This window comes from Oceanobacillus oncorhynchi, assembly GCF_000821065.1.
Taxonomy (GTDB): domain Bacteria; phylum Bacillota; class Bacilli; order Bacillales; family Amphibacillaceae; genus Oceanobacillus; species Oceanobacillus oncorhynchi.
The window spans coordinates 4,524,769-4,550,576 of the sequence record NZ_CDGG01000001.1 but is presented as its reverse complement, the minus strand read 5'-3'; the positions used below and the strand labels follow the sequence as shown (position 1 = coordinate 4,550,576).

The following is a 25,808-nucleotide window of genomic DNA, read 5'->3' as shown; positions in this document are numbered from 1 at the left end:
GCATTTGTATGGCAAAAATGACAAGCATTAAGATGAAACGCCTGTTGGAGGATGAACTGAAGAACCCTGATTATCGAGTGACCTACAAGCGTGATGACGATGCTGTACGAATTGAATGGAAGGACTCGAACGAAGGCATGACGGTATCATTGCCTAATTTAATTGCTAAATATAATGACCGGGGGAAGGAAGCCCTTGATGAAATCGTGGAGCATGTTAATGAAGCGTTAAAAATTATGAATCAGACGCAGCATTTAAAAGGAATGGAAAAGCAGATTTTTCCTGTGCTCCGTTCCCCTTCCTTCCCGACAGAAACAAAGGCAAAGAAGAAGTTGATTTATAAAGATCATACTGCAGAAACCCGGGTTTTCTATGCACTTGATTTAGGAAAGTCTTACCGTTTGATTGATGAGGATTTATTGGAGGAAGAGGGCTGGTCTAAGGAAAGATTAGATGAAATAGCATCTTTCAATATCCGCTCTTTATCTTATCAGCCGAAAGCAGATCAGGTTGCAGGCAATGATTTTTATTTCTTGGCAACACAGGATGGTTATGATGCAAGCCGTATTCTGAACGAAGCCTTTTTAGAAGAGATGCGTGCCAATGCAAAAGGAGAATTAACTGTTGCTGTACCGCATCAGGATGTGCTTATTTTAGGAGATATCCAAAATAAATCTGGATATGATATTTTAGCGCAAATGACAATGAAATTTTTTGCGGATGGCAGAATACCGATTACTTCTTTGCCGTTTGTTTATGAAAATAAAAAATTAGAGCCGGTATTTATACTGGCAAAAAATCGACCTGAGAAAAATGAGGAGTGAAAGAAATGGATGTTTTTTATAACCGTCAAGGAATTGGAGATGTATTGATTCTTCCTATTAAGGAAGGGAACCGCTATGAATTAAAGCAAGAAACGAATGGGGATATCACTAAAATAACATCAGCTGATGGAGAAGTGCTTGGCTACAATATTTTTCATGCTTCCACCTACTTTCAATTAGATGAAAAAAACGGTGCGATTCCTCTAGAAGAAAGCTTATTAGCGGAAATTCGTACACTTTTCCAAAGAAAAGGAATAGATGACCCCCTTGAATTTGATTTGAGTCCGAAATTTGTAGTAGGATTTGTAAAGTCAAAACAGGCCCATGAAAATGCGGACAAATTAAGTGTATGTCAAATTGATGTTGGGGAAGAAACCTTGCAAATTGTTTGCGGCGCTCCAAATATCGATGAAGGTCAAAAGGTCGTTGTAGCGAAAGTAGGAGCAACGATGCCGTCCGGAATGAAAATTAAAGCATCTGAATTAAGAGGTGTACCTTCTCACGGAATGGTTTGTTCTCAAAAAGAACTGGGCTTGCCTGATGCGCCGAAGGAAAAAGGCATTTATGTACTGGATGATACGTATCAAATTGGCGAAGAATTTACATTTTAACTTTCAAATCCCTTGTGTGAGCAGGGGATTTTTTAACAGGAAAGGAAACCGAAAAAATTATCGCAGTAATCATGTAAATCCCCTTGAAAAACTGCTAAAATGAACAGTATGAACAATTAAGGAAATGAGTGAATGCATATGTGGTGGGAGCAATGGAAAGAACGGCTCAAAAACATATTTACAAAAGAAGTGGAAATAGAAGTAGAGGAATTTGTTGAGGTTGAACAGGAAGAATCTGATAAACAACCAAATATACAGACAAAAATGACATACCATTATCCTTCCGGGCGATCATTTAAGTTTCCGGTGATTCCAGATACTGTTGATCAAAAAAAAGAAACGAATGTTGACAAGCAACCTAGTTATAAAAGAAGAAATCAAGATATTGTACAAGAAAGAAGAGAGAGACGGACACACAGAGAAAATAATCAAAGAAAAGAAACAACTGCGGACAAAAAGCCGGACAATCATCGCCCGCTGCCGAACCGAAGCAGAAAAGAAGCTTCGTATCCTGCACGTAATGCGCGCAGTACTCCGCAAGCGGAAAATAACCCGGGAAGAAAAGTATATAAGAAAAATCCGGATGTTCCTTTTCAGCCGACAGAGGTGCCTTCTCCGATTTATGGCTTTCAGTCGAGAGAATCTAAGCTGATTCATGAAATACCAGCGTATCAGAGAAAGGAATCCAAACTTCAAAAAGAGGATGAAGCAGCGAGCAGCTTAGAAGATACGATGATGTCAACTGAATCATTGTTAAGGAAAAAGGAAGAATTGCCGACAATAGATACAGGACACCACTCGGATAGAAAAGAAGCTGATATCTTTGAAACAGCGGATCCGTCAGATAAGCAGCAAGATACTTTTTCAGAAGATATGATATTAGAACAAACGCATGAAGTTCAGCAGGAAGTCAGCAGTACGGCGGAGATGCTGGAGACGGAGGAAGATGAGGTTCAAGAAACACCTCCGGAGCCGGAAGAGCCTAAAACCGAAACTGAAAATGATGTTACTTCCCAAAAAAGAAACCCGATTCATACAACAAACCAGATGCCAAGCCAGAATAAGGAAAGGTCAAGTCAGGCTTCAACTGCTTTTAATGTAATGATGACTCCGCGGGATAAGAAAAATTTGCAGGAGCAGCGAAAACGGGAGGAAACTTTTCAGCGATTGCAGCAGGCACATGAAAGACGCGAGGACGAGCTGCGCAAGGCAGAGGAAAAATTAGCCGAAACCCATGCAACGAATCAAGATTCCGAAAGCATGGCTTCGACTGTGAATATAGTACCTGCACCTGTACCTTCACGGAGCGAACCTGAACCGAGAGAGGTTCCTTTGCACTTGTTAAACGATCCAGCAGCCAAATCAACCGAAGAGGATGAAGAATGGCTGATAGAACAGCAAGATTTACTGGAAGAGACATTGAAGCATTTTCAAGTCAAAGCAAAAGTTGTAAAGGCAACACAGGGGCCGTCTGTTACACGTTTTGAGGTGCATCCTGAGATGGGCGTCAAGGTAAGCAAGATTAAAAACTTAGCTGACGATTTAAAACTAAATATGTCAGCGAAGGATATTCGTATTGAGGCACCTATTCCAGGTAAAAATACAGTAGGCATCGAGGTTCCTAATCTTCACCCGGAAATGGTGGGGATCCAGCGGATAATTGAATCGGATGATTTTAAAGATAATAAGTCTCCTTTAAGTGTGGCGCTGGGACTGACTATTGAAGGAATGCCCAAAGTAATTGATATTAATAAAATGCCGCATGGTTTGATTGCCGGAGCTACCGGTTCGGGGAAAAGTGTCTGTATCAACACCATTCTTGTCAGCTTAATTTATAACGCCAGTCATGAGGATGTGCGGATTCTGTTAATCGATCCTAAAATGGTTGAACTTGCTCCATATAATGGTATCCCGCACCTTGTTTCTCCTGTCATCACAGATGTTAAAGCTGCTACACAGAGTCTGAAATGGGCTGTGGCAGAGATGGAGGATCGCTATGATCGTTTTGTAAATGAAGGGGTCCGGGATATAAGCAGGTATAATCAAAAAATGCTGCGAGAAGGAAAAGCAGATCAAAAGATGCCGTTTATCGTGATTGTTATTGATGAATTAGCTGATTTAATGATGATGTCTCCGCAGGATGTGGAGGATGCCATCAGCAGAATTGCGCAAAAAGCAAGAGCATGCGGTATTCATCTTCTGCTTGCAACGCAGCGTCCATCTGTGGATGTTATTACAGGTCTGATCAAAGCAAATATTCCTACAAGAATTGCTTTTAGTGTATCTTCCCAAGTGGATTCACGGACAATTATTGATTCCAGCGGTGCGGAAAAGTTACTTGGAAAAGGGGATATGCTCCTGATTGAGAACGGCGCCGGGAAAAGTGTTCGTTTACAAGGGCCATTTGTGTCTGATGAGGAAATTGAACGAGTAGCAAATTATGCAAAATCAATGGCTGAACCGAAATATCTGTTTGAACAGGAAGATTTATTAGAACAAGTACAGATAGATGAAGAGGAAGATGATCTCTTGGAAGATGCGATTGAATTTGTATTAAATCAAAATAGTGCAAGCACATCTTCCCTGCAAAGGCATTTTAAAATAGGATATAACCGTGCTGCGAGATTAATTGATTCTCTGGAGCAGCGGGGAATTATCTCAGGGCAAAATGGCAGCCGTGCGCGAGAGGTCTTGATTACAAAAGCGCAGAGAGACAGTATGTAAACTGTCTCTCATTTTTTGGCGGTGAAAATACGGTTACTTTATAATAAACTAGCTCACACTTTGTTTGTTAAGAAAGGCTTGCCCGATGCTGTTTCTCCGCATATCAAAAATAAGGACAACTAAAAAAGTTGCTATAATTCCGGAAAGTTACTAAAATATAAAAGAAGCTTTTCAAAAAAGAAAGAAAATATAAGGCAAAAGCACATATTATTCATTATCTGTATAGAATGAGATATAGGCTCTCTATCTGTACAGAAAATGGTGTTTCTTTTTTACGTGTTAAGAAAGGATAATAGGGACTTGAGATGATTCGTCCCCACCGGCCAGCATTTGCAAAAATGCAAAAGGAAGTACATTTTTATGTAAATAAATGGGCGGACAAACGCTTTCGTTTAAAAAAAATATGTTTAAAATGCTTGAATTTACTTTTAAAAGCTTTGAAATAATAAATTTTGCTTTAAAATAAGTTATTTATTTGTTATAATCCATTGAATGGGATTGCGGTTATATAATATCTTGACACAGAGCCGCTGATAACAAATAAAATGACATGAAAATGAATGGATGAAAAAACGTTGGAGGTTCGTTTTATGACAACTTACCATTTTATAGGTATTAAAGGAACAGGGATGAGTGCATTAGCACAAATTCTTCATGACTCAGGTGAGAAAGTACAGGGTTCAGATATTGACAGCCGTATTTTCACACAGCTGGCATTAGAAGAAAAACATATTCCTATTCTGTCTTTTTCAAAAGATAATATTCAATCAGATTATACGATTATAGCAGGAAATGCTTTTCCTGAAGACCATGTTGAAATAAAACAAGCGAGAGAGCTTGGTTGTAAATTTTATTGGTATCATGAGTTTTTAGGCGAATGGTTGAAGCAGTATACAAGTATTGCTGTTACAGGTGCACACGGGAAAACGACAACGACAGGATTATTATCACATGTTTTGGAAAGTGCTTATCCAATCTCTTATTTAATTGGAGACGGGACAGGGCGTGGGCATGTTGACAGTAAATATTTTGCTTTTGAAGCTTGTGAATATCGCAGACACTTTTTAAGCTATGAGCCGGACTATGCGATTATGACAAATATTGATTTTGATCATCCGGATTATTTTACAAGCTTAGATGATGTAGTGGATGCTTTTCAATCCATGTCTGATCGCGTGAAAAAAGGTATTGTTGCATGCGGTGATGATGAAGAACTTCAAGGCATTCATACGAAAGTGCCGATTATTTATTATGGTTTTAATGAGACAAATGATTTCCAAGCGAAAAATGTGGTAGAGACAGAGCAGGGAACAGAATTCGATGTATATGTTCGAAGCACCTATTATGAGCATTTCTTCATTCCTACATTTGGAAATCATACGATTTTAAATTCACTAGCAGTGATAGCGATTTGTCACTACGAAGGAATTCCAGTTGAATTTATGAAGGAATTAAGCTCTTTTAAAGGGGTTAAAAGACGCTTTACAGAAAAGACAATTGATTCTCAGGTAATTGTAGATGATTATGCACATCATCCTAAGGAGATTGCAGTAACAATTGAATCAGCTCGTAAAAAGTATCCAAATAAAGAAGTGGTTGCTATTTTTCAGCCGCATACCTTTACACGTACAAAAACATTTTTACAAGAATTTGCAGATAGTTTAAACCAAGCAGATAAAGTCTATTTATGTGATATTTTTGGGTCGGCTCGAGAGCAGTCAGGTCAATTAACTATTGAGGATTTGCAAAATTTGATTCCTGAAAGTGATATTTTAGATTTAGAGCATACCAATGTGCTACAAGAATATAAAGATAGTGTGTTGATTTTCATGGGTGCAGGAGATATTCAAAAATTCCAGAAATCCTATGAAGAGACACTAGCCTAAATGAAAAAGCAGTGAAGCGGTTCACTGCTTTTTTCTATTTGCCGTGGGTGTGCAGGCAATCTCTTTTATCCTGAGAGGCTAAAGAGCTGTCTATAGATTGCTTAGAGAATTTCCGGGGCTCACTGGCTCTCGTTGCTAAACAGCGACACAGGGGCAGATATAAGCCATTCTTGCAGTGCTATTGATGAAAGCAATGTATCTTAAATACAGTAAAGACAGCTGTTCGAAAATACCTGCTGAATGAAATTTCATTCGATGTAAGGGCGGTTAGCTGCAGCATTCTATACTGGATATAGATTGATGTTGTATTTTAACGGAAAAATAAGATACAATAAGTATATGGATTAAATCTTTTAAGGGAAAATGTAGTTTATTCTTTAGCTATGCAGGGTAAGAATAAATTATGGTGCCAGCTCTCCCGGTATGGAATGGGCTAAAAGTGATACGGATAAGTATGCCGTTTACTTCACCGCAGATGTTAAAGAGCCAAATAATCGTGTTTTCCTGCAGAAAGGATAAAGCAATGTTTTATCCAATACATTTTTACCGGGTTATTTGGACAACCTCTTTATGAAGTACATACTATCCCTTAAAACGTATTTAATCAATATGGATGAATCAAGAAATAAAGGAGTGATATAAGTTTATGGGAGTTATCCTCTATAGTGCACTGGCAATTGCCATAATAGCCTTGCTCATATTAATGATTTATGCGGTTATTTTAGTGTTCAACACAAAGAAAACAATGGAAGAAGTTCGGGAAACATTAGGGAAAATCAATCACCAGGTAAACGGAGTCACAGAAGATGCAAGAGAGGTTGTTCAGGATTCTAAAGGGCTGGTAGCTGATTTAACTCAAAAATCAACTCAGCTTGATGGTTTAATCCAGGGAGCAAAGGGAATAGGTGATACAGTAGAAGACTTTAATAAGTCATTACAGCAATTATCTAATATTATTTCAAAGCACTCAAAAGAGGACCAGGAAAAAGCTGCTCAAGCAGTAAAATGGGGTGCTTCCATTTTTGAGTATTGGAATAATCGGAAACACAAGTCTAATTAAATCTTAGGAGGTTATACGGATGGCAGACAATCAGATTAACACGAAGGATTTTATTATCGGAACACTTGTAGGAAGTTTTGTAGGAGCTGCGACAGCATTGTTGCTTGCACCAAAATCAGGTAAAGAACTGCGCAGTGATTTAAACGATAGTGCGGTTCAAGTGAAAAATCGTGCAACAGAATTAGCAGGAACAGCTCAGGAAAAAGGTGTGGAATGGAAAGATAAAGCTTATTCTACAACTTCCGATTTAACGAAGAAAGCAGTGGATGTAACTTCTGATTTGTCCAAGACAGTTGCAGATAAATCTCAGGAGCTTACAGAAAGCGTAAAACAAAAAACGGCTGATTTGAAGGATGTCGTAGAAGATAAACTGAATGATGCTCAGGATAAAGCAGAAGATGTAAAAGATTCTGCTGGTGAGAAGCTGGATGATGCAAAAGATAAGGCTTCGGATTTAAAAGATGAGGTATCAGATAAAATAGAAGATGTAAAAAAAGAAGCTGCTGATAAAAAAGCAGAGGCAGAAGAAACTGCTTCTAAAAAAACAGCAGAAGTAAAAAAAGAAACAAAACAAGCAGTTAATGAAGTAAAAAAAGAAGCAAATAAAAAATCATAATACTTAAAAACATTGATGAGCATTTTTACTCATCAATGTTTTTTTATAATTATATCTTGTCTGTCCCGGAGAACCGCCCGTAAAATTCCCGCTGAATGAAGTTTCGTTCTATATGATTGTAGAACGCCGCTGATTTTTAAATTGAAAATATATTGGATTTATAAAGGAGGACGGGAGGGCTTTTGGCCCTTCTTCCAAGATATATAATATAATTAATGGTTCCATTTTTCCGTATTTTCTCTAAGAATTAAAATTTTACATTAATTAGATGGTGACAAATAGAAGAATCTTAGCTATAATGGTCTCTAATTATTCTAAATGATTAAATAGATTAAGTGACTTGAGGAGTGTGTATTAATGAGTAATGAAATGGAACAGCTAAGAGAACAAATGGACAAGGTCAATCTGGAAATACTAGAATTGATTAACAAGAGAGCAGGCATTAATCAAGAGATTGGTGAATTAAAAACCAAGCAGAGCATTAAGCGATTTGATCCAGTGCGTGAGCGTGAGATGCTGGATAAAATTAAAAGTAACAATGATGGTCCATTTCAGGATTCAACACTTGAACATATTTTTAAAGAAATTTTCAAAGCAAGTCTTGAGCTTCAAAAAGAAGATAACAGCAAGGCACTTTTAGTATCGAGAAAGAAACAGCCTGAAAATACAGTCGTTGAGCTTAAAGGGGAAAAAGTCGGCGATGGCGGAATCAGCTATGTATTTGGTCCATGTGCAGTAGAAGGATATGAGCAGGTTGCTGCAGTAGCTGCGTCTGTAAAAGAAAAAGGATTGAAATTACTTCGCGGCGGGGCATTTAAGCCGAGAACATCTCCATATGATTTCCAAGGACTTGGAATCGAAGGATTAGAAATCCTGAAAAAAGTAGCGGATGAGTATGATTTAGCTGTTATCAGTGAAATTGTAAATCCTGCAGATTTAGAACAGGCAGTTGATTATATTGATGTCGTTCAAATCGGTGCAAGAAACATGCAGAACTTTGAACTGTTAAAGGCTGCTGGAGATGCTGGAAAGCCTGTCCTGTTAAAACGCGGACTATCTGCAACCATTCAGGAATTCATAAATGCAGCAGAGTACATCATGTCCAGAGGCAACAAAAATATTATGCTGTGTGAACGTGGAATTCGTACATACGAAAAAGCAACACGTAATACACTGGATATTTCTGCAGTACCTATTTTAAAACAAGAAACTCATTTACCTGTTTTTGTAGACGTAACACATTCTACAGGCAGAAGAGATTTACTGTTGCCTACAGCTAAAGCTGCTATCGCAGTCGGAGCAGACGGCGTAATGGCAGAGGTTCATCCGGATCCGGCAGTTGCTCTTTCTGACTCTGCTCAGCAAATGGATATCCCGACATTCGATCAGTTCTTTAAAGAAATCAAAGATGTTGAAAATCGTTTAGGAAAATAATAAAGACTGTCTCAAAAATTAGTGGTATAATTTTTGGGGCAGTTTTTTTGATAGAAAAATGCTATACAGGATCTGCGCTAAAATAAAACGTTGAAAATGTTTTCAAAGTTTCAAGTTTGGATATAATAAGATAAAGGTATATTATATTTATAGTGTGTTTATGAAAATTTTCATTTTGTTTTCATGAAAGTTTTGTAATTTTTTTCATGGTAGCGTATGATATATAAATAGATGCAGCATTAGTTCTTGTTTAAAGTGAAACATTATTCAGCAGGGCTGTATTTCCCGATTTTGACTATGCTTGAAACGGGAGTCTTGCAAAAGCTCTTCGATGGGACGAGTAATCCCGGCAATATTGACAGGTTAATGATTTTGATGAATTTTGATACAGATAGTAATAAAACTGTCTAGCGAAGGAAAAACACGAAGACTCCTATGGGAAAGCGTTGTGTTTTTCTCCAGCGGTCGCACTAACCTGACAACATTGGCAGTCCCGGTTTCAGCCAGATGCACTGCGATAAAATGAATTTTAGGAGGTAGATAAACATGACTGTTACAATTTATGATGTAGCAAGAGAAGCAAATGTTTCCATGGCGACCGTATCTCGTGTTGTCAATGGAAATCCAAATGTAAAACCAACCACACGAAAGAAAGTATTAGCAACGATTGAACAATTAGGATATCGTCCTAACGCAGTTGCACGCGGACTGGCAAGTAAGAAAACAACAACCATCGGTGCGATTATTCCGGATATATCGAATATCTTCTTTTCAGAGCTTGCCCGGGGAATTGAGGATATTGCGACAATGTACAAGTACAATATTATTTTAAGCAGCTCGGATCAAAACAAGGACAAGGAATTGGAATTGATCAATACAATGCTGGAAAAACAAGTAGACGGTATCCTGTTTATGGGCGGAAATATCACGGAGGACCATGTTCATCAGTTTCAGACAAGCTCTGTTCCAGTTGTACTGGCTTCTACGTATGATTCGACAGACACCATTCCTTCCGTCAATATTGACTATGAACTGGCTGCATATGAAGCAACAAAATCATTGATTGAGAAGACAAACAAACAGCCTGCTTTAGTAGGTAGTGAATCAGATACAAGCGTGAACATTTTAAAAACGAATGGCTATCTGCGTGCATTGAAAGAGGCTGATATAGAGCCTAAAGAAGATTATATATATAAGAGTTCTTATGCGTATTCAACAGGTATAGAAGCAATGGAGCACTTTTTAAAATTAGAGGAACGCCCAGCTTCTGTATTTGTGATGTATGATGAAATTGCTCTAGGTGTTATTCATGGCGCGCAGGATAATGGACTGCAAGTCCCTGAGGATATCGAGGTATTTGGTTTTGATAATATCCGGCTGGCAAGCATGGTACGTCCTAAACTGACTACCGTTGTCCAGCCTACCTACGATATTGGTGCAGTAGGTATGCGTCTTCTGACGAAATATATGAACGATGAGGAAGTAGACGAGAAAAATGTGGTATTGCCGCATCGTATGGAATTCAGAGATTCTACAAAATAACACACAACAAAAAAGACAAGGCAGTTTTGAATCATAAACTGCTTTGTCTTTTTCTATGGCTGATAAGAGACAGTACTGGTTTGAAAAAGAAGAAATCTAACCTCCATTACAATCAAATAATCGCAGTATACTTAAGCATATCTTCTAACAGTAATTTGTTTTTCTCTGTGATTTCAGCCCTTCTAGGAATTACCGGATAAGAATCGGCTGCATCCTGCCAATTTGCCGGAAGGGCTACGGGAGCTTCCTTTTGCCATTTTTTCAGCCACTTTTCAGGAAGGGGACCTTTACAGCAGCTTCCTGTTTTCATCACATTCCACACCTGTCCCCACGCACGTGGCACAACACGCCACATGTCGTATCCGCCGCCGCTGACAGCAAGCCATCTTCCATCACAATACGTATCTGCAATTTCAGCGGCAAGCAAAGGGATTCTCTCATATATCTTCATGGTGCCGCACAAATGTGTTAAAGGATCAAGAAAATGGCTGTCCGCTCCATTTTGTGTCACAATAATATCTGGTTTGAAGAACGCAGCAATTTTCCGTAAAGCTGTTTCATATAATTCTAAGAAAGAATCATCCTCTGTAAAAGCATCAATAGGTAAATTAAAACTATAGCCGTGTCCGCCTTTGATTCCTCTTTCATTTACGTTTCCCGTACCTGGAAAAAGGTAACGGCCTGTTTCATGTATAGAAAAGGTGCATACATTCGGATCATCATAAAAACCAGCCTGCACGCCGTCCCCGTGATGTGCGTCTGTATCTACATAAAGCACTTTCAAATCCTCCTGTTCCCGCAAGTATTTAATAGCAATCGCGCAATCATTATAAATACAGAACCCGGAGGCTTTACGTGGAAATCCATGATGAAGTCCGCCGCCAATATTGGTTATTTTTTTATAATCTCCGTTTAATATTTTATCAATAGCAGTGAGACTGCCTCCAACTAATGCAGAAGAAGCTTGATGCATATTTGGAAAAATAGGTGTATCTTCTGTTCCTATGCCATACTCCTGTGCCCGATCTGCTATTAAATCTCCGCTGCCGGCTCTTTTAACCGCTTCAATATAGGTTGTATCATGAAAAAGAGCAATCTCTTCATCTGATGCAACCCGAGGTACAATGAAATCCTCTGCTGTTAAGGTAGCCTGCTCTTCCAGCAGTTCCTTCGTCAGTAAGGTCCTCTTGTGATTAAAAGGGTGATCTTCTGAGAATTGATAGTTTAAAAAATTAGAAGTATAAATAAAACCTGCCTGCTTCGTCATTTCTTTGGCTCCATAATATTATTTGGCCAGAGCAGGGTATAGCCGGCATCTCGAAGGTCATTGATAATAGGCATCGGATTTAACGTTTTAACACGGAAGACAAGTATTTTATAGTCAGGATCCTTATAAGGATAAAGCAATACGGAAACAATATTTACATTATGGTTGACGAATACACTTGCCACCTTTGGCAGCTGTCCAGGCAGATCAGGTACTTTTACTTCAATAAGGGAGCTTTGTTCATGTGTTCCGGTCAATTGAATCAATTTATAGAGCATATCTTTTTCGGTTACGACACCAACCAGTTTGTTTTGGCTGACAACCGGTAAACAGGCAATCTCTTTGTCATAAAAAATATAAGCAATTTCTTCGACAAAATCCATGGGATGAATCGTTATCACCGGACTCGTCATAATGGTCTGAATCTCTTTGTTAAGAATATGAAAATCACTTGTATCCAAAAAAGTGGATGGGCTTGCATCTCTTACGTCGCGGTCAGAAACAATACCGAGCACCTGCATCGCTTCATCTACAATCGTGATATGTCTGATTTTATGCTTTTCTAACAGCTGCAATGCTTCATTGATTGTTGCTTTCGGTGGAAGCGTTATCATATTCCTGTTCATTAATTCTTCAACTAGCATAGTAGAATCCCCCTTCAGTTATATCTCTGTTAATAATGATTCGGACCTAAAAAACGCAATTTATCAAATCGTTCAATGGATTTTTGCGGCACATTACTTCCTATACGGACCATCAAACAGTTAGCCGGATGAGAGTTTATCTCCGGTTCATCTGTAGGAGCTGGAAGAAGCCCTCCCGCTGCCATCATCTTTTCCATCACTTTCCGATAATCCCAGATACTTAATTGACTGTAATCAAGATCCCAATGCCAATAATATTCTGTAGAAATGACAATATAATTTTCCATGTAAGGGTCCTTCATGGATTGCCGGAGCAGTGTAGACCCGACGCCTCCGCCCCGATATTTCCGGATAATCTCAATTGCGCCTAATTCAATTAAATCCTCCATATTGAACTTGGACCATCTTTCCAATGGATCAGGATGCAGGTAAGTCACATAGCCGATAATGGTATCTGTTGTACGTGCAATGATAATTCTGGACTCTTCCAGCTCTGCGATGTCTAAAAGTGCTTCAAATTGTTTGTCAGCTGGCCGGAATGCAGTTAATTCTTCATGAAAATGATATTGTTCTAACTGGGAGCGTGAAACAGGACCTTCGATTGTCAGCAGACCTGCCTCTGTTTCTAAAAGAATTGAATCAAATTCCTTTATGTGTTTCATCCATCCACCACCTTTATGAGATACAAAATGCTCTTACCATCCATTATACAGAAAATCGCAGCATTTTTTTAGTATTTTTTGATAATTGTTAGGAAGCTTATGGTATGTAATAAAAAACTTCACTCTATAAGCGGATATCCCTTGCTTGATAGAGTGAAGTTTTATTAAAAATATATATCATTTGTTAATCGTCATCATCACCGTCATCGTCTGAGCTGGATGAGGACATACTGACTGGTATGCCAATTCTCAGCCATTTATCTGTTTCTGTTCGAGGATAGAGCATGGAAAAGTCATCCATATCATCATAACCATTTTCTCTCAGCCAGTCAGGGTTGAACATAATCCCGTTGCTTCTGCTGAATGACCTGCCGTCGTCATCTGATTCTAAAACGCGTCTGCTGCCTCTGGTTAAGCTATTGTCCTCTTCTGTCGGCACATGACGGGAATCAAATAAGTCTGTTTTAACCAGACCTACATCTTCACATAAATCGGATGGAAGCATTCCTGAAACGGCGCAGTAGCTTCTTTCTACAATGCCGTCCGGACGTTCAAACGTTGATTCCGGTGTTACCAGGACAGGGTCTACCTGCGCGGCGGCATTAATAACCTCCGCCCACAACTTCATATTCCGCTGACTGTATGTCAGATGATACTCATGATTGATGGGAGCAGGCGTTTCATAGCCAATCCAAGTTCCAAAGGTAATATTTGGATTAGTTGCTACAAACCAGGCGTCATGATAATCCTGAGATGTTCCTGTTTTTCCAGCCCAGTCGACATTTGTGTTTTGAAGCTGGGAATTCACGAAATTACCTGTCCCGTTATCAATCACATCCCGCATCATATCGACTGTCAGGTAAGCTGTTTCAGGTGAAAATACTTCTACTGGATCCGTTTCATGCTCATAAATCACATCGCCTTCAGCGTTTGTGATTCTATCAATCATATAAGCATCTGCAAACTTCCCGTTATTGCCAAAGGTGGAGAAAGCATTGACGTTTTCTTCTACTGATATACCATGGTCCATTCCGCCAATAGAAAGAGATGGGTGAACATGATCACCAGGCGTTAATGAAGTGATGCCCATCTTTTCCAAATATTCAGCAGCAGGGTCATTATTGATTATTTCCATATACACGGCGGCAGCAGGAATATTATAGGAATTGGCCAGCGCTGTACGGGCAGAGACAAGGCCATAATTTCCTCCTCCATAGTTACGCGGAGGCCATCCACCAGCAAATGTCCTAGGATAGTCTGCAATCGGTGTTCCCGGCTGAATAACGCCTTCTTCCATCGCCGGCGCATAATCAAGCAAAGGCTTGATGGTACTGCCGATAGAGCGTCTTGTATCCGTAGCGAAATTTACCTGGTGATCTTCATCAAAACCGCGTCCGCCGATAAATGAAATTATTTTGCCGGTGTTATTTTCAACCATTATCGCACCAGTCTGGATTTCCTGTGTTACTTCATATTCTTCCCCATCACTGTTTGTAGCGGTAAACGTTCTGGCATATCCATAGTCTGAATAATTGTCTGCTGCTTCTTCCATGGCGTCGTACATTTCTTTATTAATCGTCGTATGGATTTGATAGCCGCCGTCACGTAATTCTCTTTCTGTACGCTCCGCATATTCAGCTCGTAAATCGTCATCTTCTGCCAAATCTTTCTCAGTCACGCCGTCTTCTTCCATTAATAAACCTTGAATAATATCCTTGGTTCTTTTCTCTACTTCATAAGTGACATATGGATATTCGTCTGTAGAAGAAGGGATCGCATCAATAAAATCGCTGGCAATATCATAATTGGCAGCTTCTTCGAGTTCTTCATCTGAAATAAAATTCATATCATGCATGCGATTTAAAACTGTTCTCATCCGGCTGATTCCAGCTTGCAATTCTTCTTCAGACTTTCGTGCACCTTCCGCTGTAAATGGTGTGTAGGAAGAAGGAGCTTGCGGAAGGCCGGCCAGATATGCAGCCTGCGGAAGTGTTAATTCAGATGCCTCTACACCGAAAATACCTTTAGATGCTGTCTGTATACCTGCAATATTACGGCCGGATGAATTTCTGCCATAAGGAATAATATTTAAATAAGCTTCGATGATTTCATCTTTTGTAAAATAATTTTCCAGCCGCATTGCTAATAATATTTCTTTGGCTTTCCGGTCAAAGGACACTTCGTCTGTTAGAATTTGATTCTTAATCAGCTGCTGTGTCAGTGTGCTTCCTCCTGTTTGGACAGAGGAATTTAGAAATTCCTGTGCCGTCGCTCTTAAGATCGCTTTTGGCACCACACCGTTATGCTCGTGAAAATACTCGTCCTCTGTTGCGATAACCGCATCAATCAATGTAGGTGAGATATCGTCAAGTGCTACTTCTTCCCGATATAAATCACTTCGGATATCTCCCAGGTAGACATCGTTAGCGAAATAAATACTGGATGTCTCAGAATAATTGTAAATATCATCTGCCATAGATGCTTCACTTCGTAATGGTTCGTCATAAACCAGGGAGGCAAAGTACCCAAGTCCGATTCCGCCGGCAAAAATCCCGCCGATGCCGATAGTCACAATGACAAATAATACAATATTCCAAACAACGTCGTATGTAACTCGTGATGTCTGCTGGAGGATACCTTTTTTCCACCAGTCTTTAACAGTATTAAAAAAACGTTGCAGTTTTTCTTTCATAATAGACATTAGACCTCCTATTTCAACATTTATTATAACATAGTGAAAATACAGTTTGGTAGTAAGACGGAAAAAGGCTTGCATAGAAGAACTATTTATGCTATGAATAGTATCATATGAATTTAATTTTTTATGAAAGAAACATGGAAGGATCGAAGTAGCAACGTGAATCCCTGTCTTAGAGAACTGACGGATGGTGCGAGTCAGTATATATTCACTTGCGAATTACAATCTGGAGTTTTTCTTTTTATTATTCGCGTCATGGAGGCGGATAATAAGAAGAACGGTGACAACCATCGTTAACAAACCTTAAGCGGCTATTTTATAATAGCAACAAGGGTGGTACCGCGAATCCAACTCGTCCCTTTCTTACCAGAAAGGAGGCGGGTTTTTTTATTTACCTTAAAAAGGATGTCCCAAAAGCGGGGAGCAGCTGGCATTGTCAGTAAAAAGAAAATACAAATAAGCAGGAGGAAATAATATGAATATTTTACAGGATTTAGAAAACAGAGGGTTGGTAAATCAAGTAACAGATCGGGATGGATTAGAAAAGCATCTTGAAAATAATCAGGTAACCTTATACTGCGGCTTTGACCCGACAGCGGACAGCTTGCATATCGGACATTTAGTCCCTTTAACGATGCTGCGCCGGTTTCAGCGGGCTGGTCATAAACCGATTGCCTTAGTCGGAGGGGGAACCGGGATGATTGGCGATCCAAGCGGCCGTTCAAGTGAACGCAGCTTGAATACCGAAGAGGTTGTTTTTGGTTTTACGGAAAGCATTCAAAAGCAAATTGCCAAAATTGTAGATATGGATGATACCTCCAGCGATAATCAAGTTGTCTCCCGCAACAACCACGATTGGCTGGGAAATATGACAATCATTGATTTCCTTCGCGGAGCAGGAAAGCATTTTGGGATTAATTACATGCTGTCTAAGGATTCGGTTGCTGCAAGACTTGCACAAGGAATTACCTTTACCGAATTCAGTTACATGATTCTGCAATCACTAGACTTTTTACGGTTATACGAAGAAGAAAATTGTACATTGCAAATTGGCGGAAGTGATCAGTGGGGGAATATCACAGCAGGGTTAGAGCTTATCCGCCGTTCCAGAGAGAACCAAGGGGAAACTGCTGAAGCATTTGGCTTAACTGTTCCTTTAATCACAACGGCAGATGGAACAAAATTCGGAAAAACCGCCGGGAACGCCGTGTGGTTAGATGCTGAAAAAACATCTCCATATGAATTTTACCAGTTTTGGATCAATGCTGATGATCGTGATGTGATTCGTTTTATCAAATACTTTACTTTCCTGTCAGATGAGGAAATTGCAGAGCTGGAAAAAGAAGTAGAAACACAGCCGGAAAAACGGGTGGCACAGCGCCGTCTGGCAGAAGAAATGACACGCAGCATCCATGACCAGGCTGCTTTGGATCAGGCGCAGCGAATTTCTGCAGCATTATTCAGCGGAGATATCAAACAATTAAAAGCAGATGAAGTAGAACAAGCGTTTAAGGATGTTCCCAATCATGATACGGGGAAAGAACCTTCCAGCTTAATCGATTTATTAGTGGATGCTTCTATCTCTTCATCGAAGCGGCAGGCAAGAGAAGATGTGAAAAATGGAGCTATCTACATTAACGGAGAACGTGTTCAGGATTTGGATTACGTGGTAGATGAAGCGGACCGTTTAGGGGATGCTTTCACGGTTATCCGCAGAGGAAAGAAAAAATATTTCTTGATTCGTTTTCAATAAAAAGAAGAAAAAATAGATTTGACGCTGTGATAACGTCAAATCTATTTTTTCCTCCAATACAGTATATACAGCGAAGTATATATTTTATTTGTTGTAGAAGAATAAAGCCAACGTGCCGGGACCTGAATGCGCGCCAATCACGGAACCAACCATTTCAATAATAATATTTTCTTCTTTGACATGAAACGTATCCTGAATCATTCTGGAAAGCTCCTGTGCACGAGGTAAATCATCACCATGGCTGATTCCAATGGTTTGATTTTGGAAATTGCTGCCCCGCTTTTCCATGACCTCTATCATGCGCTTCAGCACTTTCTTCGTTCCGCGAATTTTTTCTAAAGGAATAAGCTTTCCTCCGTCGACATGCAGAAGAGGTTTGATATTCAATAAGCCGCCGACAAAGGCAGCGGTTTTACTGACACGGCCGCCGCGATATAAATATTCTAAATTGTCCACAGTAAATATATGCTCCATCTGTGCGGCGTTTTTGGCGGTTTGCTGAATGATTTCATCAAAAGAGATATCCTTTTGAGCCATTTTAGCTGCTTCCAGTACGACTAGACCGAGGCCCAGTGAAGCACATTTGGAATCAATAATGTGCAGCTTTGCTTCAGGATATTTCTCTTTAATTTCTTGTTCAACCATTTTTGCAGCTTGGCAGGTTCCGGATAATTCCGATGAAAAAGCGATATAGAGTAGAGGCTTGCCTGCTTCCGCATAAGAAGTGAAGATTTCTTTAAATTGGTTTGCTGATGCCTGCGATGTTTTTGGTGTCTGTCCTTCCCGCATCGCATCATAGATTGTCTTCGGTTTAATATCGACACTGTCCCGATAATCTTTTGATTCAAGATGAACAGTTAAAGGTATCATTTCAATACTATATTCGTTATAATAATGTTCGGATAAATCACATGCGCTGTCTGCCAGAATGGTGATTGCCATTTTAATCACATCCGTTTCTATTTAAATAAGATTTAATTATAAGTTTACGTTTAATTGAATATTTAGTCAAAAATTTAATAAAGGAGGCTGTTTTGTGTTTTATATTGAAGCTAAGAGGATAAGTATAGTAATACTTGGAGCATTATTAAATGCTGCATCTTTAAACTTCTTTCTTATCGGTGCAAATGTCTATGCCAGTGGATTTACGGGAGCGGCTCAGCTATTATCCAGTATTTTTAATGATTTCTTAGGAATCGGCCTATCCACAGGTATTTTATTAGCTCTTTTAAATATTCCAGTTTTGATTTTAGGATGGTTAAAGGTAGGAAAGGGATTTACTGTTTATAGTGTGATATCTGTATTTTTCTCTACGTTATTTTTAGAGATATTACCGCTTATTTCTATTTCGAATGATATTATTTTAAATGCGGTATTTGGCGGTGTTATCGCTGGAGTCGGTGTAGGTATTACATTAAAAGCAGGTGCCTCTACAGGCGGTATGGATATTGTGGCAATGATATTATCCCGTCTGAAAGATAAACCCATTGGCAACTACTTTTTAATTATGAATTCCATGATTATTGTTATTGCAGGTGTTTTGTATGAACCTGAAAATGCTTTATACACTATGCTGACGCTTTATGTGACAACCCGTGTGATCGACACCATTCATACACGCTATGAAAAGGTTACCGCGTTTATTGTTACTAAGAAAACGGACGAGCTGCAGAAAGCCATCCATGATACGATGGTTCGCGGGATTACGATTTTGCCTGCAAAGGGAGCGTATACGAAAACAGATAAAAGTCTCATGTATCTTGTTGTGACAAGATATGAATTATATGATTTAGAAAGAATTATCAATGAAGTAGATCCAGAAGCATTTACAAATATTGTAGAAACTGCTGGAGTATATGGGTTCTTTAGAAAAGATTAAAAAGGTGTGTATATGTATGAAACGTTGGTATGCTGTTATTGCTGTGCTCGTACTATTGGCAGGCTGTGGGAATAGAGATGGGGAAGTCATTGAGCCGAGCGCTCCGGAGGAAAATAATGAAACGACAGGCACCGTAATGTTCCAGGAAATTGACATTACAGCAGATGGAGAACAATTCCATATCGTTGGTCAGGTAAGAACAGAAGGAAATGCTTTTTTCTATCGAATTGAACAGGATGGAGAAACCATTCAAGAGGAAACAACGGTAGACTTGGAAGAAGCAGATGCAGGTTCTTTTCAAAGCTTTCAAATCATGGAGACATTCTCCGAAGATACGCTTAGTCATGAGGAGCCTCCATTCGTCGTGATGTATGGAAAAGATGAAGATGATAATGAGATTAACGCAAATTATGTACCGATAGATACAGAAGAATAAGCTGTTTTTTGCCAGTATTATTTAAAATCCCCGGATTCGCTAGACCATAAGCGGTTCCGGGGATTTATAAGATAACAAGAAAGAGGCCGGGGAGCTCCCGGCCTCTTTCTTAATAGCCGAATTTAACAAATATTTCTTCCACCTTGGGATTAATATTCTCCCAGTCAGCGTCAAAATGTTTGTTGACCGTAATAAAATTTTGATAGCCAAATACGTTATCAACATCTTCCAGTTTCATTAATTCATTTAAAATTTCATGCTCGCTAACATCACCGGGCATAACAGAAATACTGTTTGTCCCAGAAAAAATAACACTATCTGATGTGTATTTCATTGCATTTGGATTTGGTGTCGGGGAAATATGTACTGCCATATGAGTACCTCCTCATTTAATTGTTCGTAAGTTTATATTAACAGAAAATCGAAAAGAGATAAAGAAAAGGAAGGCTGCATATGTTTTATCTGCAGACTCCCTTCTTAATAACCATTACACAAGGCTGTTATTCTTATTAAGATTTAAATATTCTTCTAAAAATATGCTGATACCGTCTTCTTCATTCGTTAAGGTCTGATGTTTGGATACAGAGACAAGGTCGTCAATCGCATTTCCCATAGAAACACCGACACCGGCATAATCAATCATTTCTAAATCATTGTCCTCGTCGCCAAAAGCAATAATATTTTCACGGGCAATGTGATATTCGTCAGCAATGGCTTTTAGCCCGACTGCTTTATTCATTCCTTTTTTGATAATTTCAATGATATTCCATGGAGCACCCCATTTACGATGTTCAATGACTTCCGCATGATAATCATTTAAATGATTTCGCAGCTCCTCTACCTGCGAAACGTTAGGATGAATAAGAACAGAAGTCGGATCATATTTTAATTTAGATTTAATGTCGCCGATAATATATGGCGATTGCTCGGGGAAATCTTGAAAGATAGTCATAATATCTTCACTGTATTGATCTAAATAAACCTGGTCTTGCACTTCAGCTAATATATTTTTTACTTCGACTTCGTTGGAAACATCAATAATCCGATGTGCGGTAGTCAGAGGCATTGGCGTGTGAATACCTTTCCAGCTGGTATCCAGAGGATGGTGTACAAGTGCTCCATTGAAGTTTACCATCGGTGTTTTTAATTGGAGTTCCTGATAGTATTGAATACTGGCACGGCCGGGTCTTCCGGTGGCAATAACAACCACGTGGCCATCTTCTATTGCTTGAGATATCGCCTGTTTATTTCGAATACTGATTTTCTTATCATCTGTCAATAACGTACCATCTAAATCCAATGCGATTAAGTGCCTGTTTTTATTTTCCATTCTGTCACCTCTCATTTGATTTTTATGTTACCATGATTTGAAAATATGTAAAGTAAAGAAAAATTAAACAAAAGCTGCATTGTTTGCGAAAGATATTACAAAAACTTTACAATAGAGATAGTACGTTGATAAGTGAAAGGAAGCGTGTCAGAAATGATAGGAATATATCAGGAACCAATCGAGGGAATACCTTGCTTGCATGTTGTCGATCAAAAGTATGCTGGCGGGGAACGGCCGACGGTTATTTATTACCATGGTTTTACAAGCGCGAAGGAGCAAAATTTGCCGATAGCCTACATGCTTGCTGAGAAAGGATTTCGGGTGCTTCTACCGGAAGCGCTGCACCATGGGGAAAGAAACAGCGGTTTATCAGATGATAAACGGCAGCTCGCTTTTTTTGAAATCGTGTTAAAAAATATTCGTGAATTGGATATTATCCGGAAATACTTATTAGAAAATAAGCTTTTAAAAGAAAATGCATTAGGTGTAGCTGGAACCAGCATGGGAGGAATTACAACAAGTGCTGCGCTTGTCAAATATTCCTGGGTCAATGCAGCGGCTGTTATGATGGGCACCCCTAAACTGCAAGCATATGCGCACCAACTACTGCAGTATGCTGAAAAGAATGGGAAGACACCATTTACACAAGAAGATTTGGATGATTTGTTTGAACAGCTGGCTGAATTAGATTTGTCTGCCCACGTGGAATCACTTCACGAACGTCCGTTAATGTTCTGGCATGGGGAAAATGATAAAGTAGTTCCTTATGAACAATCGCACTCCTTTTACCAAACAGTCAAGCAGGCTTATAAAAAGAAAGACCATCTGCAATTTATTGGCGAAAAAGGCAGGGAGCATAAAGTTAGTGTGCCGGCAATGCATCACGCTGCAGAGTGGTTTGAGCGGCATCTGTTGTAAAATGATTTAATTACATGTTAAAGTATGATTTAATAGAAACAAGGGAAAGGAGGATGACACGTATGGATGAAGCGATGAAAGAGAATCTAATGGGTGCATTAGAAAACGTTATTGATCCGGAACTAGGTATTGATATTGTCAATCTTGGTTTAATATATGATGTAGATTTGGATGATGATGGCTTGTGTGTAGTTACGATGACATTGACTGCAATGGGATGTCCTTTATCTGCGCATATTGAGGCAGATATCAAGCATGCTTTATCAGATATTCCAGAAGTAAAAGAAACAAAAACAAATATTGTTTGGGATCCGCCTTGGGGTAAAGATAAGATGTCCCGCTATGCGAAAATTGCCTTAGGTATTCCAGATTGATAAAAGAGAGCAGAATATAAACAAAGGCATCCGTCTAAAAAGAATGGATGCCTTTGTTTATATTTGGAGATTATTATAAGAAAATCAATACAAGAATACCGACGATGACACAGTAGTATGCGAAATACTCCAGTTTTCCGTGCCGCATCACGTTCATAAACCATTTAAGTGCAAAATAGCTGGCAATGAAGGACGTAATGAATGCTACCAGATAAGGTGCCCATAGATAACTCATTGCCGGGTCACTGGCGATTTCAGGTATTTCAAGAATACCTGTACCAAGACTTACCGGAATATAGAGCAGGAAAGAAAATCGTAAAGCTGTTTCCTTCTTCATGCCGACAAGCATCGAAGCAACGATAGTTGCACCGGATCTGCTGATTCCCGGCGTGACAGCAATCGATTGAACCAGGCCGACAATGATAGCATCTTTTGTTGATAAATCTCCATCCTGTTTGCGTCCTCTGAGATTACGGATAATCCAAAGAGCAAGAGCGGTGATTAATAAAGTTATCCCGACTACATTCGTTCCGCTCAACGTTTCGCCAAGTGCATCTCCGAATAACACGCCGATAATCCCGACAGGAATGGTTGCGATGACGAGATAAACAACAAACATAAAGTCACTTTTGACCGTTTTATCTCCTTTGAATAAGAACTTCCATGTACTGACGATTAAACGTATAATATCTTTGCGGTAAATCAGCATTACAGCCAGTAGAGAAGCGAAGTTAACAAAGATTTCAAAAGAAAGCCCTCTTGCTTCAATATTAAACAGCTCTCTGACAATGATTAAGTGTCCGCTGGAGGATACCGGTATTGGTTCGGTAACTCCTTGTACGATACCAAGAACAAAATACTGGATCAGTGTCCATAAATTACTTAAAGCGTCCATGTTTTTATACCTTCCTTTATTTTTTCTTCTCTGATTGTACAGTTATTTCTTAAAATGAACAAAGCAGAACTACAATCAATTTTGTCCATTCCAATTTATTAGCCTGTCCTTATATGTAAATATGCTAAAAATGATAAGCATAGAACGTTTTCTTTAATAAAAGGCATTTTAGAAATATAGAAACCCCTTGCCGCATAGAATAAGACAAGGGGTTTTACCTACTTAGTGTCTTCTTTCAAAACCAGACCAGCTAAAGCAAAAACGAATATAGAAAAAATACCCGCTACAATCAGTGCATCACGAACAATAAATGGTGCTGCGCCCATGCTTGTCAATACATAAGAGACTGCTAAAGAAATAGCTACAGCCCAAAAAATAGTTGCTATAAAACGCATAAGTCCACCTCACTTTACTACCTTATCTAAGCATATCATAAATACTATTTTAACATGAAAAGCTTTTTGTTGCTGTAAAGAATTTAAAAAAATCATGAAAATTAGTGGTTCTTTACCTGAATATGACTATAAAGGAGTGTTTTCCTTGCGAGTATTCGTTACTCCCCACAATCATTGGATTGGCTACCATATAGTAACAGAGTTATTAGATGCGGGCTGCCAAGTCGATGGAAAGCGGGATAATCAAATCGATTCTGGACTGGAAGATTTTTTTGGAAGGAACAGTCATTTTCAAGAAACGGGTCAAGTGATAAGTCCATATGATTTGGCAATTGTCATTAATCATCATTCCGATATAACGGATTTGCCGCAGTATACTAAAAAGATATTGCATATATATACCGATGCAAACGGACATAAGATATCAAATTATGCAGACACAACAGTGATTTCCGCTCCCTATCTTATTGGGGAAGGAATGGAAATGAACGAAAATGGATTGATTGCAGACGGCAGACTGCTTTCTTTTGCAGATAAAGAATGGCAAAACAAAGCGATTTATATCAAAGATTTTTTAAATGTATTGATGCAATGGATAAAAATGACCCATTTGCCAAAATTAATAGAGATTATCTCTGTTAACGATAACTTAACAAACACAAAAGTTGAAAAAAAGCAGGTTCTGCTGGAAAATAGAGATATAGATGAAGTAATAAAAACAATACAAACATTTAATAAGCGACTTCGGTAATGAAATGGGTGTGCTAAGTTGAAATATATCTACTATCCAACAATCCTTCTGTTTTTGATTTGTACATTGTCTGCTTGCTCTTATTTTGAGACGGGTCAAATACAAAATGTCGGGTTTATAACGGATTCAGAAATAGATAATAACCCTTGGACAGAGCAAGGATATCAGGCCATGGAGGAGATTGGTGAAAAATATGATGTAGATGTTTATTATAAAGAAAATATACAAACGATGCATGATATGCAGGAAGCTGTTGACCAATTTGTTCAAGATGGTGTGAATTTGATTTACGGGCACAGTAATATTTATGGAGAATATTTTATGTCATTGGCAGAAAGTTATCCAGATGTTCATTTTGTTTACGTGAATGGAGGAGAGTCCGAAGAAAATGTAACCTCTCTTAATTTTAATGGGCATGCCATGGGATTTTTTGCTGGTATGGTTGCTGGAAATATGACAGAAAGCCAGCAGATAGGGATTATTGCGGCAAATGCTTGGCAGCCGGAAATTGAAGGATTCTTTGAAGGGGTCAATTATGTAAACAATGAGGCAGAGATAAAATTCAATTATACAAATGATTGGAATAACGTGGAACTGGCGTTGAAAAATTATAATGCCATGCAGCAAGAAGGTGCAGATGTTGTGTATCCGATTGGAGATGCTTTCAGTGAAGCTGTCTTGAAAGAGGCAGAAGAGGATAATCTTTATGGAATCGGATATATGATGGATCAAATGGAAGTTGCGCCGGATGCCGTATTAACAAGCACGATTCAACATGTTGGAGAGTTATATCAAGCAGCAGCAGACGAATTTAACCAGCAGGAGCTGGAAGGAAAAATTTATACCTATGATTTTAAAGATGGTTTTATATCACTTGGTGAATTTCAATCCGCTGTCCCCGATGAGGTAAGACTTCAAGTAGAGGAAGACATCGAAGCGTACATTGAAACAGGTTTATTGCCAAATGAATATTGAGCGGCGAAGCAGTAATCAAAAAATATAATAAATCAAAAAAGAAATTGGATAGCCTGGTTATGAAGAAGGGGTAAAATTGTAACTTGCTATCCAATTCATTTTATCTTAAAATTAGTACCAAGTCATAATGTTTG

At 38.9% G+C, this 25,808-nt stretch carries 24 protein-coding genes and 1 other annotated feature; of the genes, 15 read left to right on the top strand and 9 right to left on the bottom strand.

Going from position 1 to position 25,808, the window contains the following annotated elements:
- The first annotated feature begins 8 nt into the window (after positions 1-8).
- From BN997_RS21785 to ccpA, 8 genes are all read left to right on the top strand, one after another.
- Positions 9-824, top strand: a complete 816-nt coding sequence (locus tag BN997_RS21785) for a DUF1444 domain-containing protein (protein WP_042535510.1) — start codon at positions 9-11, stop codon at positions 822-824.
- A gap of 5 nt (positions 825-829) precedes the next feature.
- Positions 830-1,435: a YtpR family tRNA-binding protein gene (ytpR, locus tag BN997_RS21780; protein WP_042535508.1), complete on the top strand. Its 606-nt coding sequence runs from the start codon at positions 830-832 to the stop codon at positions 1,433-1,435.
- A gap of 132 nt (positions 1,436-1,567) precedes the next feature.
- Positions 1,568-4,159, top strand: a complete 2,592-nt coding sequence (locus BN997_RS21775; RefSeq protein WP_244882409.1) for a DNA translocase FtsK — start codon at positions 1,568-1,570, stop codon at positions 4,157-4,159.
- 590 nt (positions 4,160-4,749) lie between these two features.
- On the top strand, positions 4,750-6,045 hold the full coding sequence (gene murC / locus BN997_RS21770; protein WP_042535506.1) for a UDP-N-acetylmuramate--L-alanine ligase: 1,296 nt from the start codon (positions 4,750-4,752) through the stop codon (positions 6,043-6,045).
- A 646-nt stretch (positions 6,046-6,691) separates the two neighbouring features.
- A complete protein-coding gene (locus BN997_RS21765) occupies positions 6,692-7,105 on the top strand; it encodes a DUF948 domain-containing protein (RefSeq protein ID WP_042535504.1) in 414 nt (137 codons plus the stop codon).
- Positions 7,106-7,124: 19 nt separating this feature from the next.
- The gene (locus BN997_RS21760; RefSeq protein ID WP_042535502.1) at positions 7,125-7,721 is read left to right on the top strand and encodes a YtxH domain-containing protein; all 597 of its coding nucleotides are present in this window, start codon (positions 7,125-7,127) and stop codon (positions 7,719-7,721) included.
- A 357-nt stretch (positions 7,722-8,078) separates the two neighbouring features.
- Positions 8,079-9,155, top strand: coding sequence for a bifunctional 3-deoxy-7-phosphoheptulonate synthase/chorismate mutase (locus tag BN997_RS21755; protein WP_042535500.1), 1,077 nt, complete (start codon positions 8,079-8,081; stop codon positions 9,153-9,155).
- A 546-nt stretch (positions 9,156-9,701) separates the two neighbouring features.
- Positions 9,702-10,697 (top strand): catabolite control protein A, encoded by a 996-nt coding sequence (gene ccpA, locus BN997_RS21750; protein ID WP_042535498.1) that lies wholly within the window; start codon positions 9,702-9,704, stop codon positions 10,695-10,697.
- 112 nt (positions 10,698-10,809) lie between these two features.
- Here ccpA and BN997_RS21745 read toward each other — a convergent pair whose 3' ends face one another.
- From BN997_RS21745 to BN997_RS21730, 4 genes are all read right to left on the bottom strand, one after another.
- A complete protein-coding gene (locus tag BN997_RS21745; protein WP_042535496.1) occupies positions 10,810-11,964 on the bottom strand; it encodes an acetoin utilization protein AcuC in 1,155 nt (384 codons plus the stop codon).
- Complete coding sequence (locus BN997_RS21740; RefSeq protein WP_042535495.1) at positions 11,961-12,608, bottom strand: acetoin utilization AcuB family protein; 648 nt, start codon at positions 12,606-12,608, stop codon at positions 11,961-11,963. The genes BN997_RS21745 and BN997_RS21740 overlap by 4 nt, the downstream gene beginning before the upstream one ends.
- A 29-nt stretch (positions 12,609-12,637) precedes the next feature.
- Positions 12,638-13,270, bottom strand: a complete 633-nt coding sequence (locus BN997_RS21735) for a GNAT family N-acetyltransferase (RefSeq protein WP_042535494.1) — start codon at positions 13,268-13,270, stop codon at positions 12,638-12,640.
- A 184-nt stretch (positions 13,271-13,454) separates the two neighbouring features.
- Complete coding sequence (locus BN997_RS21730) at positions 13,455-15,971, bottom strand: transglycosylase domain-containing protein (RefSeq protein WP_052485099.1); 2,517 nt, start codon at positions 15,969-15,971, stop codon at positions 13,455-13,457.
- Between the two features lie 126 nt (positions 15,972-16,097).
- Positions 16,098-16,331: a binding site (T-box leader), on the top strand.
- Positions 16,332-16,443: 112 nt separating this feature from the next.
- Between BN997_RS21730 and tyrS the strand changes: the two genes are divergently transcribed.
- Positions 16,444-17,721 carry a tyrosine--tRNA ligase gene (gene tyrS, locus BN997_RS21725; RefSeq protein ID WP_042535493.1) on the top strand — a complete coding sequence of 426 codons (1,278 nt, stop codon included), beginning with the start codon at positions 16,444-16,446 and terminating at the stop codon, positions 17,719-17,721.
- 84 nt (positions 17,722-17,805) lie between these two features.
- Here tyrS and BN997_RS21720 read toward each other — a convergent pair whose 3' ends face one another.
- A complete protein-coding gene (locus BN997_RS21720; RefSeq protein WP_042535492.1) occupies positions 17,806-18,663 on the bottom strand; it encodes a DegV family protein in 858 nt (285 codons plus the stop codon).
- Positions 18,664-18,757: 94 nt separating this feature from the next.
- On the opposite strand from BN997_RS21720, the gene BN997_RS21715 reads away from it, so the two are divergent.
- Positions 18,758-19,600: a YitT family protein gene (locus BN997_RS21715; RefSeq protein ID WP_042535490.1), complete on the top strand. Its 843-nt coding sequence runs from the start codon at positions 18,758-18,760 to the stop codon at positions 19,598-19,600.
- Positions 19,601-19,616: 16 nt separating this feature from the next.
- A complete protein-coding gene (locus BN997_RS21710; RefSeq protein ID WP_052485098.1) occupies positions 19,617-20,036 on the top strand; it encodes a hypothetical protein in 420 nt (139 codons plus the stop codon).
- Between the two features lie 109 nt (positions 20,037-20,145).
- Here BN997_RS21710 and BN997_RS21705 read toward each other — a convergent pair whose 3' ends face one another.
- Positions 20,146-20,409, bottom strand: coding sequence for a NifU N-terminal domain-containing protein (locus BN997_RS21705; protein WP_042535487.1), 264 nt, complete (start codon positions 20,407-20,409; stop codon positions 20,146-20,148).
- A 114-nt stretch (positions 20,410-20,523) separates the two neighbouring features.
- Complete coding sequence (locus BN997_RS21700; protein WP_042535485.1) at positions 20,524-21,366, bottom strand: Cof-type HAD-IIB family hydrolase; 843 nt, start codon at positions 21,364-21,366, stop codon at positions 20,524-20,526.
- Between the two features lie 153 nt (positions 21,367-21,519).
- Here BN997_RS21700 and yjfP point away from each other — a divergent pair, with 153 nt between their 5' ends.
- Positions 21,520-22,284 carry an esterase gene (yjfP, locus tag BN997_RS21695; RefSeq protein WP_042535483.1) on the top strand — a complete coding sequence of 255 codons (765 nt, stop codon included), beginning with the start codon at positions 21,520-21,522 and terminating at the stop codon, positions 22,282-22,284.
- 62 nt (positions 22,285-22,346) lie between these two features.
- Positions 22,347-22,658 carry a metal-sulfur cluster assembly factor gene (locus BN997_RS21690; RefSeq protein WP_040979684.1) on the top strand — a complete coding sequence of 104 codons (312 nt, stop codon included), beginning with the start codon at positions 22,347-22,349 and terminating at the stop codon, positions 22,656-22,658.
- A gap of 73 nt (positions 22,659-22,731) precedes the next feature.
- Here BN997_RS21690 and BN997_RS21685 read toward each other — a convergent pair whose 3' ends face one another.
- A complete protein-coding gene (locus BN997_RS21685) occupies positions 22,732-23,553 on the bottom strand; it encodes an undecaprenyl-diphosphate phosphatase (protein ID WP_042535481.1) in 822 nt (273 codons plus the stop codon).
- A gap of 218 nt (positions 23,554-23,771) precedes the next feature.
- Positions 23,772-23,948, bottom strand: a complete 177-nt coding sequence (locus BN997_RS22805; protein ID WP_084613006.1) for a DUF2929 family protein — start codon at positions 23,946-23,948, stop codon at positions 23,772-23,774.
- 145 nt (positions 23,949-24,093) lie between these two features.
- Between BN997_RS22805 and BN997_RS21680 the strand changes: the two genes are divergently transcribed.
- Together BN997_RS21680 and BN997_RS21675 are read left to right on the top strand one after the other, a co-directional pair.
- On the top strand, positions 24,094-24,699 hold the full coding sequence (locus BN997_RS21680) for a hypothetical protein (protein ID WP_042535479.1): 606 nt from the start codon (positions 24,094-24,096) through the stop codon (positions 24,697-24,699).
- Positions 24,700-24,717: 18 nt separating this feature from the next.
- Positions 24,718-25,674 carry a BMP family ABC transporter substrate-binding protein gene (locus tag BN997_RS21675; RefSeq protein ID WP_042535477.1) on the top strand — a complete coding sequence of 319 codons (957 nt, stop codon included), beginning with the start codon at positions 24,718-24,720 and terminating at the stop codon, positions 25,672-25,674.
- The last annotated feature ends 134 nt before the right edge of the window (positions 25,675-25,808 follow it).